The organism is Parvimonas sp. oral taxon 393 str. F0440 (genome assembly GCA_000223315.2).
GTDB lineage: Bacteria > Bacillota > Clostridia > Tissierellales > Peptoniphilaceae > Parvimonas.
Window position 1 is genome coordinate 597,476 of record AFUS01000004.1, and the last position, 14,211, is coordinate 611,686.

The window sequence follows — 14,211 nt, forward strand, 5'->3', positions numbered from 1 at the left end:
GAAAAAGCAAAGTTGTTTGCAAAACAAACTTCAGCCATTGCTGGTAAAGTCGGATTTAACAGAAATAATTTAAAAGACGGTACATTTATCGGTGTAGGATATGGATATAATGGACCAATCAAGGTTTCAATTTCCATAAAAAATGGAGTAATATATGATGCAAGAGTTATAAGTCATAGTGATGATTATCCATATTTCACTTGGGCAAAAAGTGTGCTAAATAAAGTTATAAATGGTAGTAGCAATATTGATACAGTATCGGGGGCAACCGTTTCTAGTAGGGGAATATTGAATGCTGTAAAAGATGCTTTAAGAAAAGCAAGTAATGGAAATAACAGTCCTGATATTAATATATCTGAAGAAACTGAACAAAACATTCCAAGGCAAAATAGCCGTGAAATCGAACAAATAAAAAAATATTTTAAAGGTTTAAAAGACGGCGTTTATATTGGAAAATCAAGTGGATACTATACAAATTCACTTGAAGTTCAAGTGACTGTTAGTGGTGGTAAAATAACAAAAATAGAATTAATTAAAAATAATGATGACAAGTCATATTTTGATAATCAAAAAGCAGGATTATTGGAGAGTAGGATTATTTCTAATCAATCAACAAATATTGATACAATTTCCGGAGCTACAACGTCATCAAAAGGTTTTATAAATGCAGTTGTTAATGCCTTAGAAAAAGCGGTAGATTCTAATGGAAGTGATGCTGATAAATATATTTATTCTCCTAAGACTATAATTGTAGAAGTAGGAGAAACTATCGGATTACAAAAAATAAGAAACTCATTGGAAAAATTGCCTAAAGACGTTCAAATTAATATAAAAAATAATGCAGATACAAGTTCTACAGGAAATACGAAAATTGTAGTTGAACTTATATTCAAGGACAAGAGTAAGAAAGTAGTAGAGATCCCTGTATTAGTAAATGATAAAGCTGATGGTATCTTTAAGTTTTTATCTGCTGAAGAAGTTAAAAATCTTGATAAAAATATAAATTATCCTGATGGAGTTTACTATGGAGATAGTTACGGATTTGTTTCTAATAAACCTATTCCTGTAAAAGTTACTATTAAGAACAATAAAATTGAAGATATAGAACTTGTTCAAGAAGAGTTGGATAGATTAAAAGGATTAACTGCACCGGGAAAAATAGATGATGGTGGGGTATTCCAAGATAAATTCTATACTGTAATTAACAGAATTAAAAATATGCAAAATATTGAATCTCTGATATATAAATTTGAAGTATTAAGGACTGCTGCCGGAGAGGTTATGAAAGAAGCTCAAGGAAAAGAGCAAACGGTTGAAGTTTATAGAGCTGCATTGGATAAAGTTGTTGGAAAACATAATTTTGGTAAATGGGGACTTACTATAGATCAATCTCATTTAACAGGAGAGAGAAATATTCATGACAGGATATTCACATTGCTAAAAATATATGTTAGAGAAGAATTAGGGTATGATGGGGAAGATTATGATGCAGTAAGTGGTGCTACTTTCACTGCAACTGGAACAGCAACTTCTATTAAAAATGCATTATTGAAAGCTAAAAAATTTAATTTTTATGATATGAGAGTTGATGACAGTAGTTTTAAAACTTCTTATAAAGAAGGAGATAAGCTTAATTTAAAAGATTTAAAAGTCACTATTTATAAAAAAAATAATAAGAAAATTACAGTTTCTTATTCGGATTTTGATAAATATGGATTAAAAGTAATTAATGACCATAAGAAAGAAATAAAAGACGGATTAGTCTTAAATAAGGAAAATTTAGGACATAATGTATCTGATGGATTGAAGCTTAGAATAGTTCATGAAGAGAGTAATAGTTTTAAATTTTTAAATACAATTCTCATATCTAAAAATATGAATAAGAATTTTGAAATATCTGGAATTAAGATAAAAGCTAAGGATGGTTCTGAGTGGTATGATACTAATGGTTATAATACTACAGACTTTATTCAAGATATTACAGTTTCAAAAGAGGTTGCTAAAAAACTTAATAATAAAGAAATTGAGTTTAAGATAATAGCTAAAGACAAAAAAACTTCTGAAGAAATAGAAATTCCTTTAATTCAATCACAAAATAAGACTTTAATTGCAGATTTTGTTAGTGGAGAATACACACTAGATGTTATTGAAAAGTATAAAGGTGTGTTATTTAATAATACTTTCCGTATAAAAACAAAAGTTGAAGGAGAAATTCCTAAGGCATTTTTGTACAAAGAAATACCGGAAACTTTGATTATATCTAAAGGAGCTGAAATAACTGATTCTAAAATAAGAAGTGTTCTAAAAAATTTACCTGATAAAACTAATATTTCAATTTTGAAAGAAGTTGATATAAACAAAGCAAATGACACTATTCCACAAAAACTTTTAATAAAATTATCATTTGATGATGGTAGTGAAAAAGAATTGGAGATAGATGTTATTGTAAAAGAAAAAGTTAATACTATGGCAGATAAATATGTTTACAAAGAAAAAGACTTAATTACAATTAAAGGCAAGGAAGTAAAATTGAGTCATTTAAATAACTTTTTTGATGATTTACCTGAAGGTACTAAGATAGAGATTATTGAAAATGCAAATGTAAGTGAAGTAAATGAGACAGGTACTTTAATGAAAGTAAGGCTTGAATTTACAGATAAAAGTACAAAAGATATATCAATAAATGTTATAGTAAAAGATACTGCTCCAAACAAAGCAGAGGAATTTAAAATTTTATATCCTGAAATAAAAAATGAAATAGTAAATGTAGTAGTAAAAGACCCTAAGTATGGAGATAAGGAAAATTTTGCGGAAACAGTTAAATGGGGTGCATTTTCAGACTTTGCTATAAATAGAGATTTAAAATTGAAATCTCGTTCTTCAGATATTTCACGTATTGAAGTAATACAAGAACCGGACAGATCGAAACTAGGAAATCAAAAAGGAAAGATAAAATTAAGCTTTAATGATGGATCTAAACTTGAATTAGAAATTTCAGTTAAAATAGTTCCGTATCCTGTATATAGAATATTCAGATTAATGTCAAATAAGACACAATATGATTTACAAGATAAGTTCAATTTAAATGATTTAAAAGTAACATTATTTATGTCTAACAAATTGGAAAATGAATCCGATTGGGCAACTACCGGAACACCTATTTTAAATATACCTTATTCAGATTTTCACTTGTTTGGAATTAAAGTTGTAGATTTAGATTCAAAGAAAGAAATAGAAAATGACAGTATTATAAGTTCACTGATTAAGAATAAAAAATTATCAGTTGGAGCTTACTGTGAAAATTTAATTCAAAAAAATGATTATGAAAGTGGAAATAAATTGGTTGAAATTTTCAATATAAAAATAAGAAATATTGATGAATGGAAAGAACCTGAAAAAAATCTGGAAGAAAATAAAGAAATAAAAAATAGTGTAGAAAGCAATAAGAATCAAGATTCAGAAAAAGTTATGAATTCAAAAAAAGAAACTAAAAATGTTGATGAATTGGAGAATGCTTCTGCAGAAAATAAAATTACTGAAACAGGATATACAACTAAAGAAAAAGTATCTGAAACAGATTCGAACAATTTAGGAAAACCATCCGATGACTCAGTCCAAAAACAAAATTTTAAAATTAATGAAAAGGAAGATTAGATGAATTTAATAGTAGGATTAATTGCAATAACATTATTTTATATTTTATTTGCAAATATTATAAAAAAGTATCCAATTCTATTTTATATGGCGACTTATATATTAATAATTCCGGTTGTATTGTATTATCAAACAAAGTTTTATAAAAATATGCCAATTTGGTTTACAAAATATATTATGGATATTTTTCAAAGAGGCATATTTTCAACAGTAACATTTATGATAGTAATGTTTTTAGGAGTTATTACAACTCATAACAAATATACACGAAAACTTATGAGTATAAGAGGTGAAATGTCAATTATAGGTTGTTTTGCAGCGATTTGTCATAATGTAGCATTTGGGATAAGATATTTTGTAGAATTTTTTACAAATGCATCAAAAATGAATGTTTATACTAAGACGGCAACTATAATAAGTTTAATCCTTATATCAATGATGTTACCGCTTATGATAACTTCATTCAAGTGTGTGAGAAAGAAAATGAAAGCTAAAAATTGGAAAAATTTGCAAAAGTTAGCATACCCGTTTTTTTATCTAATATATGTACACTTGATGATTCTATTTATGATTAAGCCTGAAAAACATATGCTATCAATAGTACTATACACTGTTATTTATATGTCATATACAATTCTTAGGTTTAGAAAATATTTGATAACTAAAAATAGACAAAGATAAAAAAAGACTATTGCAAAGTAAAATGCAATAGTCTTTTCTATCAAATAAAATAATTTGTTTTATAATAATAATCTATCATTTATTTTTACACTAATATATATTGTTATAAGGGTTTTATTAAATGAAAATTTTTATTAATTTCTTGAAATTTTTTATTGAATATGATAATATATATCTGATAGATTTAATATTGAGTTTAAAGCATTGATTTTTGTGTGATTGATGCTTAACTTTTTCGCTATTTATGTGATATATATTATCTTTATCATATATTGTTTTTAGGGAGGTGCTAAGTTATAAAAAAATATTATCTTTTTTCTAATATTTTGTAGTGTTTTATTTGTATGTAATATTGGAAACGTCGATGCCAAAGTTGAAAAGAAAAAGTATTCAAATTGGCAAGAAGTTGCTAAAGATATGCATATAAAATTTACAGAAGCAAAAGAGTATGCTGATAAAAAGGATTTCAAAAGTGCTTATAAGGCAATGGATTCTGCATATTTTGATTACTATGAGGTTCAAGGCTTTGAAAAAAATGTTATGGTTGCGATTTCTAATAACAGAGTAAATGAAATTGAAGCATTATTTAGAGAAATCAAGCATGCTTTTTTAGGAAATACAAGCGAATCGGTTGAAAAAATAAAAGCATCGATAGATGAACTTGATATGAAAGTTTACAAAGATGCACTTGTTTTGGATAAGGTGATTCCAAAAAGTGCCCCTGATTCGGAAGGAAAGATTGTTTTTGGGAATGCCGAGGTTAAACAGGGGGATGAAAAAGCTAAAAATATTCAAGATTTTTTAACATCTTTCGGATTAATGCTTAGAGAAGGATTAGAAGCAATTTTGGTTTGTGTTGCAATTATTGCTTATCTTGTTAAGACGGGTAATAAACATCTTTGTAAATCAGTTTACTTGGGAATGGGTGCTGCCGTTATATGTAGTTTCGGTTTAGCAATAATAATAAATTACTTATTAGGCGGAGTTGGACAGGAGTTACTTGAAGGTTGGACTATGTTCCTAGCAGTTATAGTTTTATTCTATGTTAGTAACTGGATTTTATCAAAATCTGAAGAAGAGGCATGGGAAAATTATATTCAATCTAAAGTTCAAAAATCAATAGATAATAAAAGTAAATGGACTTTAGTTTTTGCAGCTTTCTTAGCGGTATTGAGAGAGGGAGCGGAACTTATATTATTTTATAAAGCTTCATTTTCAGGAGGAAGTAAAATTTTATATCCTATGGGAGGACTTATTGCAGCTTCAGTCATTTTAGTTGTTATATTCTTGCTTTTTAGATTTACTTCAGTTAAATTACCGCTTAAACCGTTTTTCTTGTTTACAAGTATATTATTATATTTAATGTGTATCTCATTTATGGGAAAAGGGGTTATAGAGTTGACAGAAGCAGGAGTTATTTCCGGTTCAACAATTATACCCGCAATGCAAGGTTGGACTATTCCAATTTTGAATATTTATGATAGAGCTGAAACACTAATTCCGCAAATTATGTTAGTAATAATTAGTGTTTGGATATTGTTGGGACACTATTTCAAATTAAGAAAAATTAAAAAATCAAATTAATTTTTCTTACTTATCAAATTTAGTTATTTATTTTTATGAAAACAAAAATTAGGAGGATTTATTTTATGAAAAAGTCAAAAATGGTTGTAACATTAGCATTATTAGCATCAGTAGGTTTGGTTGGTTGTCAAAAGAATGACACAGCTAAATTAAATGAATTACAAAAGTCAATTGAAGAGAAAGATAAAAAAATCTCTGAATTAACTGAAAAATTAAAAGATGCCGGTGTTGAAGATGAAAAAGCTGAAGATGCTGAAAAACCTGGTGAATCAGGATTTGAAGAAATTAAAATCGGAGAAGAAAAAATAGTAGGACCTTTCCAAGTTGCTACAGTATATTTCCAAGGGGTTGATATGGTTCCTGAAGGAAGACAACCAAGTGCAGCTGAATCAGATATGCACTTAGAAGCAGATATCCATTTAACTAAAGAAGCGGGTAAAAAATTCGGTTTTGGTAGTGGAAAGGATATTTGGCCTGCATATTTAACAGTAAACTATAAAGTATTATCAACAGACGGAAAAGAAGTTACTTCCGGATCAATGATGCCTATGAACGCTGATGATGGAGCACATTATGGAACAAATATCAAAAAGAATGTGCTTAAGGTTGGTAAGTATAAATTAGTTATTGAAATTCAACCGTCAGCTGACTATTTATTACACACTGATGAAGAAACAGGTGTTCCTGCAATTAAAGATGGTGGAAAAGCTGAAGCATCAAAATATTATGAAAAACAAACTGTTGAGTTCGAATGGGATTATACAGGTCAACAATTGCAAAACAAATAATAGTAATATAAATATTATTAGTATTTAATATATGACAAATAGGTAAATCCTCTCTTAAAATTTTAAGGGAGGTTTTGCCACGTTTTAGGAGCGAGGTTTTATTTTGGGAAAATTTTATGTTGATGTAATTTTTACTATATGTACATTTTCTTTTTCTTTGCATTAGTTTTGTCTTTTTTAAAGAAAAATATATCTTTATTAAATAAAATAATTTCCTTTTCAATTTTAGGATTAGGAATTATTTTAGGTTTATATATACATATACTTAGAGTTAAAAATAAAAAAGAAATGATACATACAGTAACAAAATTGAATAGATATGTCTTTGCATTATGTTTATTTATTTTTATTTTACTAAGTATTTTTTAATTTTGAGTATTCTAGTAAAAAAACATAAGCGAATTTACAAAGTATTTATTTCTTTAAATTTAGCATTTATGCTTATTGCAATTTCCTGTATGCTTTATTTAATAATACCTAGACTATTAACTCAAGCAATGGAATTTGTTGCGTTTGGAGAAGATTCTGTAAGTACAATGACTTTGTTTAGAATAAGTGGGTATATACTTGGAATTTTAACAGGAATTTTACTTGTATTGGCATTTTATAAATTCTTAATAAGATGTAGTAAAAGACAATATACTATAATGTTTATTGCAGTATTTATCAATACTTTTCTAGAATATGCTCTAAGGGGAATTACAGCTATTGTTAGACTCAAAGAATATTTAAAAAAAGATTTCAATATGGCTCCTATTTTGACTGAAAAGAGTAATATCTTTGGAATAAAAGTTTTTGATTTGATGATTTTTGAAGATAAAAGCGAAGCATATTTCATTGGAATAGCTTTTATAATAATATTATTGGGAGCAATATTCTTTGTTTATAATAATTTAAAAGTTAATGGCAACTTTGAAACCAATGCAAGTTTAAGAAAAGAAAAATGGAGATTAATTGTAAATAGAAGATGGGCATATTTTACAACTGTCTTATCTTTTGTTATGTTGTTTTCTGCAACATATTTAAATTATCAACTAACAAAGCCGGTTGAACTAACTGCTGCTCAGCCTTACCAAGAAGAAGGAAATAATATTGTAATTCCTCTATCTGATGTTGATGATGGACATTTGCATAGATTTTCTTATAAAAAAGATGGACATGACATAAGATTTATAGTAGTTAGAAAGCCTAACAGCACTTCTTATGGCGTAGGACTAGATGCTTGTCAGATATGTGGTGTTGCAGGTTATTTTGAAAGAAAAAATGATATAGTATGTAAAAGATGTGACGTTGTTATGAATAAGGCAACTATAGGATTTAAGGGTGGATGTAATCCTATACCTTTTGAGTATAAAATTGAAAATTCAAGGATAATAATTGATAAAAAAGTTTTAGATAAAGAAAAAGAAAGATTTCCAATAGGTGAATAATATGTTTTGGAGAATGGTTTTTGGAACTTTAATCAGACAACGAAAAAAGATGTTTATGATAGCATTTACTGTTGCACTTGGCGTTTCGCTTGCAACCGGAATGTTAAATGTAATGCTTGGGGTTGGAGATAAAGTAAATAAAGAACTTAAAACTTATGGAGCAAATATAAATGTAGTTTCTAAAGATGCTTCACTTATTTCTGATTTATATGAATTGGAAAATTCAGAAACTGCAACGAAGGATAAATATTTAAAAGAAGAAGATTTACCTAAAATTAAACAAATATTTTGGGGGTTTTCGATTGTGGATTTTACTCCCTATCTTGAAAAAACTGCAAAAGTTAATAATCAAAAAACTAAATTTATAGGTACATGGTTTGCCAAACATATGGATTTAACAACAGGTGAACAAATTGATACCGGAATGAAAAATTTGAAAAATTGGTGGAAGATTAATGGAGAATGGTTAAATGAAGATGATAATGACAGTGTTATGGTTGGAAGTTTATTTGCAGGAAGAAATGGAATAAAGGTTGGAGATAAAATAGAAGTTAGTAGTGGTAAACAAACCAAGGTTTATAATGTTAAAGGGATATTTGAATCAGGCGGTAATGAAGACTTAAATATATTTTCTACTTTAAAGACTGCTCAAGAATTATATGATGCTAAAGGTAAAATTTCAAATATAGAAGTTTCTGCACTTACAACTCCTGATAATGAATTGGCTAAAAAGGCAACAAGAGATCCAAACAGTTTAACACCAACCGAGTATGAAACTTGGTATTGTACTGCATATGTAAGTTCCATTTGTTATCAAATCCAGGAAGTTGTTGAAGATAGTGTTGCAAAACCTATAAGACAGGTTGCTGAGTCAGAGGGAAAAATTTTGGATAAAACTAAATTACTTATGATACTAATTACAGCATTGGGTTCAATAGGTTCAGCACTTGGAATCTCAAATCTTGTTACAGCAACTGTAATGGAGAAGAGTCAAGAGATAGGTCTTATAAAAGCAATTGGAGGTTCCAATTTAAGAATTATGTTGCTTATACTTACAGAGATTGTACTTACCGGAATTATTGGAGGTATAGCAGGATATTTCATTGGACTTGGATTTACGCAAATCATTGGTATTACAGTATTCGGTTCGTATATTGAACCGGCTGTTATGGTTATTCCGATAGATATTGCTTTGGTAATAGGGGTTTCCTTAATAGGAAGTATTCCTGCTATACATTATTTATTTAAACTTAAGCCGACAGAAGTTCTTCATGGAAGGTAGGATTAAAATGAGCAAAAGAAAAATGTATTTAAAAATGATTTTAAGTTCTTTCATTAGAAGAAAGTCAAGAATGGTAGTAGCGCTTTTAGCGGTTATAATTGGAGCTACAATTATGTCAGGGCTTATTACAATATATTTTGATATTCCAAGACAGTTGGGGAAAGAATTTAGATCTTATGGAGCAAATTTTATATGTTTACCTAATGAGGGAAAAATAAGTGAAGAAGAATATAATAAATTCAAAGAACTTGTAAAAAATAAGAACGTTGTAGGAGTTGCTCCTTATAGATATGAGACAACAAAAATAAATCAAAAGCCTTATATTCTTGCAGGAACTGACATGGAGGGGGCAAAAAAGAACAGTCCATTTTGGTATATTGAAGGAGAATGGGCAACTAATAGTGATTCAAGTGAAGTTATGGTAGGAAAAGAAATTGCCAATACTTTGGGACTTTCTGTTGGAGATAAATTTAGAGTTGGTGGAGTAAAGCATGGTAAAAGTGCTGTTGCATCGGATGTAAATGATTCTGCGGAAAAAAGTAAAAATAAAGATACGGGCGATGATTTTTATGATGTGATTTTAACCGTAAAAGGTATAATTACTACAGGTGGGAAGGAAGAATCTTTTATATTTTTAAGTCTTGAAAAACTTAATGAAATTGTAGAAGATACTACCAAAATTGATTCTATTGAATGCAGTATAGAAGCTAATCACAGTGAGTTGGATAATTTTGCCAAGGAGTTGAATGGGAAATTACCGAATGTTTTTGGGACCGCGGTAAAGAGAGTTACTCAATCTCAAGATACTGTTTTAAATAAATTAACAGCACTCATATTACTGGTAAATGTTGTAATTTTAGTATTGACAACTATTTCCGTTTCAACAACTATGATGGCAATAATTGCTGAAAGAAGAAAAGAGATAGGATTAAAGAAAGCGCTCGGTGCTCATAATAAAGAAATAATAATGGATTTTATTGGAGAGAGTGTATTGCTTGGCTTGATTGGAGGACTAATCGGAGTAGGATTTGGATTTGTATTTGCGCAAAGAGTAAGCCTTAGTGTTTTCGGTAGGACAATTACATTCCAATATTTATTGATTCCTGTAATTGTTGTTATTTCAGTATTAGTAACTACTGCAGGTTGTATATTACCTGTTAAAAAAGCTGTTGAAATTGATCCTGCTTTAGTATTAAAAGGAGAATAGACTATGGATAATGATAAAGTAATATTAGAACTTAGGGATGTTTCCAAAATTTATGAGTCGGTTAACGCTCTTAGCAATATAAATTTAAAAGTAAAAAAAGGCGATTGGATTGCTATAATGGGATCATCCGGTTCAGGAAAAACAACTATGATGAATATAATCGGCTGTATGGACAGACCGTCGAATGGACAAGTTTTAATTGACGGTGTTGATATTTCTAAAGAAAGTCAAAAAAATCTAACAAATATAAGGCGAGAAAAAATAGGACTTATATTTCAACAATTTCATTTGATTAGTTATTTAACTGCTCTTGAAAATGTAATGGTTGCACAATATTATCATAGTATGATTGATGAAAAAGAAGCAATGGAGGCTCTTAGAAAAGTAGGCTTAGCTGATAGAGCTAAACACTTGCCAAGTCAATTATCCGGTGGAGAACAACAAAGGGTTTGTATTGCAAGAGCATTAATAAATAATCCGGAGATTATTTTAGCTGATGAGCCGACAGGAAACTTAGATGAAGCTAATGAAATTATGGTTATAGAAATTTTAAAGCAACTTCATAAAGAAGGTGCTACAATAATTGTTGTAACTCATGACCCTGAAGTTGGAGATGAAGCTATGAGAAAGATAACTTTAGATTATGGAAAAATTATAGATGATAAATTATTGACAACGTAAATTTTTATATTATAATATGTTTGGTGGTATATATGAGAAAAAATATTTTAAAAGTTTTATTATTCTAATTATTTCTATGGTATTTGTTACAGCTTGCAGTTCTAAAAAAGAATTAAAAGACGGAGTGTTTGAAGGATACTATAAAGATGAAAGTGCTACTGTTAAAGTTGTAATAACTATAAAGGATAAAAAGATTGTAAACTGTGTTAGGGAAGAAAGAGATAATAAAAATAATAAGATAAAAGATGAAAATTATGGTAAAGATGATGCTGATTTTAACTATAAACAAGCTCAAAAGGCTGTAAAAAATAGCGAAGGATATGCTAAAAAGCTGGTTGAAGTTCAAGATATTGAGAAAGTTGATTCAGTTAGCGGGGCTACTGTATCTTATAAGAGATTTAAAAGTGCAGTTAAGGACGCTTTAAATAAATAATATTTTTTAAGGGGGATTTTCGTGAAAATATTGAAGAAAAAATGTGTAAATATTTTAGTTTTATTCTTAGGATTAATTTTGTCTCTAACACCATTTATAATTGCACCGGTTTGTCCTGCAATGGCAAATGGAATGAGAATGAGTTGTTATTATAGTGGATTGTTGGCTACTTATGTTGGAATGGGTATTGTTGTAATTTCATTAATTTCTATTTTTGTTGAAAATAAAATTATAAATATTATTTTTTCTATTATTAATATAATTGCGGGAATTAGTGTTCATTTGATACCAAATAAAATTATAAAGCTTTCTATTGGTATGGGAAAAGATGGTGCTCCTAGATTTATGGGATATTGTATGAAAGACAATATGGAGTGTATAAAACATCATACATTTACAATAGTTTCTATTTTGGGAATTTTAATTGCAATTATTTCAATTGTATATATAGTTTATATTTTTATAAAAAAAGAAAATTAGTTTGTATAGAAAAGAGTTAAAAGATGAGTAATAAAAAAATAGATATTAAATTCTTGGCAAAGGAAAATATTAGAAAAAAACCACTTAGAAGTATTTCATTAGTAAGTATAATTGCTATTTTTGTACTATTTTTATTCTGTGGAACAATTTTATCATCAAGTATTTCCGGTGGAGTTAATAATCTTTCAAATAGACTAGGAGCTGATATAATAGTTGTACCAGAAGGGTACAAGGCAAATATCGAAAGTGTTTTGTTAAAAGGTGAGCCAAGTGAATTTTATCTTCCTGATAATTCTTTGGAAAAGATAAAAAAAATTGAGGGTATAGAATCTGCAACTCCTCAACTTTATGTAGCTACACTTTCTGCATCTTGTTGCTCATATCCTGTTCAAATAATTGGTATAGATTATGATTCAGATTTTTTAATTAAGCCTTGGTTACAAAAAACTTTGAATAGAGAATTAAAAGATAATGAAGTTATAGTTGGAAGTAATATTATCGGAGAAAAAAATTCAAAAGTTAAATTTTTTGAAGAAGAGTTAGATATAGCTGGAAAACTTGAACAAACAGGAATGGGATTTGATGCTACTGTTTTTGTAAATATGAAAACTGCCAGAAAACTAGCAAGAGCAAGTGAAAGAATACAAAAAAATCCGGCATCTGAGGGTGAAAAAGTTTCAACAATTTTAATAAAATTAAAGCCTAATTATAGTGCATCAGAAGTGTCAAATAAAATAATGAAAGAATACGCGAAAGATGGAATATTTGCTATGTTCAGCAAAAAATTTGTAAATGAAGTTTCCTCAAATTTAAAAGTTATTTCTAGTTATATTTATATTTCAATAGCTGTAATTTGGGTTATGTCTATGGTTCTTTTAGCAGTTGTATTTTCAATTATAGTTAATGAGAGAAAGAAAGAACTTAGTATTTTAAGAGTTTTAGGAGCTTCCAAGAAAAAATTATCAAAAATAATTATGTATGAATCTATATATATTGGATTTTACGGATCGGTTCTTGGAATAATAGTTGGTATAATTTCGGTGTTTTCTATTATACCAATTATTCAAAAAAATTTGAATTTACCATTTTTAACTCCTTCAATCTATAATTTAGTGTTGGTTTCAATATTTAGTTTGTGTGTTGGAACTTTGGTAGGTTGTTTATCATCACTAAATGCTACTAGAAAGATAAGTAGAACAGATGCTTATTTAACAATGAGGGAGAATGATTAGAATGTTAAGAATAGAACAATTATGTAAAACATTTGTTAGAGCAAAAGAGTTTAATGCAGTTGATGAAGTAAATTTAGAAATAAATGATGGAGAATTTATTGCTATTATAGGGAAATCAGGAAGTGGAAAATCAACCCTTTTAAATATAATTTCAGGAATATTAAGTCCAACAAGTGGAAAAATATTTTTTGATAATAAAGAAATCAGTTCTCTTTCGGATGATGAAAAATCTTTTATAAGAAATGATTTAATAGGATTTATTCCACAATCAACAGTTGTATTATCTACTTTAAATGTACTTGACAATATTTGTTTGCCATTTTTTCTAAGTAAAAGAGAAGGTGATCCTGTTGGTCGCGGAAAATATCTATTAAAAGAATTGGGTATTGAAAACTTAGAAACATCATATCCAAGAGAATTATCTGGTGGAGAGCTTAGGAGAGTGACAATTGCAAGAGCTTTAATGAATTATCCCAAAATAATTCTTGCTGATGAACCTACTTCCGATTTAGATGTAGAAAATACAAAGGAAGTTTTAAAAACACTAAAAGAGATAAATAAAAAAATAATACAACAATTATACTAGTTACTCATGACCTAGCATGTCTTGATTATGCAGATAAAGTATATACAATGTCTTCAGGTAAAATTACTGAGGGTAAAAATATTTAATATATAAATTTTAACTGATTAATTTTTTGAATTAATCAGTTTTTTATTTTTTAACAACAAGGTTCCCGGGAGTCCACTCGATGTGAA

The 14,211-nt window shown here is 28.4% G+C and carries 12 protein-coding genes; all 12 read left to right on the top strand.

Annotation, left to right across the window (positions count from 1 at the left end; translation table 11 throughout):
* Positions 1-12 precede the first annotated feature (12 nt).
* Positions 13-3,654 (top strand): Rib/alpha-like domain-containing protein, encoded by a 3,642-nt coding sequence (locus HMPREF9127_RS03925; RefSeq protein ID WP_009448170.1) that lies wholly within the window; start codon positions 13-15, stop codon positions 3,652-3,654.
* A complete protein-coding gene (locus HMPREF9127_RS03930; protein WP_009448316.1) occupies positions 3,655-4,335 on the top strand; it encodes a ferric reductase-like transmembrane domain-containing protein in 681 nt (226 codons plus the stop codon).
* A 417-nt stretch (positions 4,336-4,752) separates the two neighbouring features.
* Positions 4,753-5,919: an FTR1 family iron permease gene (locus HMPREF9127_RS03935; RefSeq protein WP_009447836.1), complete on the top strand. Its 1,167-nt coding sequence runs from the start codon at positions 4,753-4,755 to the stop codon at positions 5,917-5,919.
* Positions 5,920-5,984: 65 nt separating this feature from the next.
* On the top strand, positions 5,985-6,707 hold the full coding sequence (locus tag HMPREF9127_RS03940; protein ID WP_009447747.1) for an iron transporter: 723 nt from the start codon (positions 5,985-5,987) through the stop codon (positions 6,705-6,707).
* A 458-nt stretch (positions 6,708-7,165) separates the two neighbouring features.
* A complete protein-coding gene (locus tag HMPREF9127_RS03945; RefSeq protein WP_218015492.1) occupies positions 7,166-8,137 on the top strand; it encodes a Fe-S-containing protein in 972 nt (323 codons plus the stop codon).
* A gap of 1 nt (position 8,138) precedes the next feature.
* Positions 8,139-9,419, top strand: a complete 1,281-nt coding sequence (locus HMPREF9127_RS03950; protein ID WP_009448321.1) for an ABC transporter permease — start codon at positions 8,139-8,141, stop codon at positions 9,417-9,419.
* 7 nt (positions 9,420-9,426) lie between these two features.
* A complete protein-coding gene (locus HMPREF9127_RS03955; protein WP_009448454.1) occupies positions 9,427-10,626 on the top strand; it encodes an ABC transporter permease in 1,200 nt (399 codons plus the stop codon).
* A 3-nt stretch (positions 10,627-10,629) separates the two neighbouring features.
* Positions 10,630-11,307: an ABC transporter ATP-binding protein gene (locus HMPREF9127_RS03960; RefSeq protein WP_009448273.1), complete on the top strand. Its 678-nt coding sequence runs from the start codon at positions 10,630-10,632 to the stop codon at positions 11,305-11,307.
* Between the two features lie 16 nt (positions 11,308-11,323).
* Positions 11,324-11,740, top strand: a complete 417-nt coding sequence (locus tag HMPREF9127_RS03965) for an FMN-binding protein (RefSeq protein ID WP_009447955.1) — start codon at positions 11,324-11,326, stop codon at positions 11,738-11,740.
* A gap of 21 nt (positions 11,741-11,761) precedes the next feature.
* Positions 11,762-12,220: a DUF4418 family protein gene (locus HMPREF9127_RS03970; RefSeq protein WP_009448091.1), complete on the top strand. Its 459-nt coding sequence runs from the start codon at positions 11,762-11,764 to the stop codon at positions 12,218-12,220.
* Positions 12,221-12,243: 23 nt separating this feature from the next.
* On the top strand, positions 12,244-13,452 hold the full coding sequence (locus HMPREF9127_RS03975; protein ID WP_009448007.1) for an ABC transporter permease: 1,209 nt from the start codon (positions 12,244-12,246) through the stop codon (positions 13,450-13,452).
* Positions 13,445-14,038: an ABC transporter ATP-binding protein gene (locus tag HMPREF9127_RS03980; protein WP_255261684.1), complete on the top strand. Its 594-nt coding sequence runs from the start codon at positions 13,445-13,447 to the stop codon at positions 14,036-14,038. Before HMPREF9127_RS03975 ends, HMPREF9127_RS03980 begins: the two co-directional genes overlap by 8 nt.
* Positions 14,039-14,211: the final 173 nt, after the last annotated feature.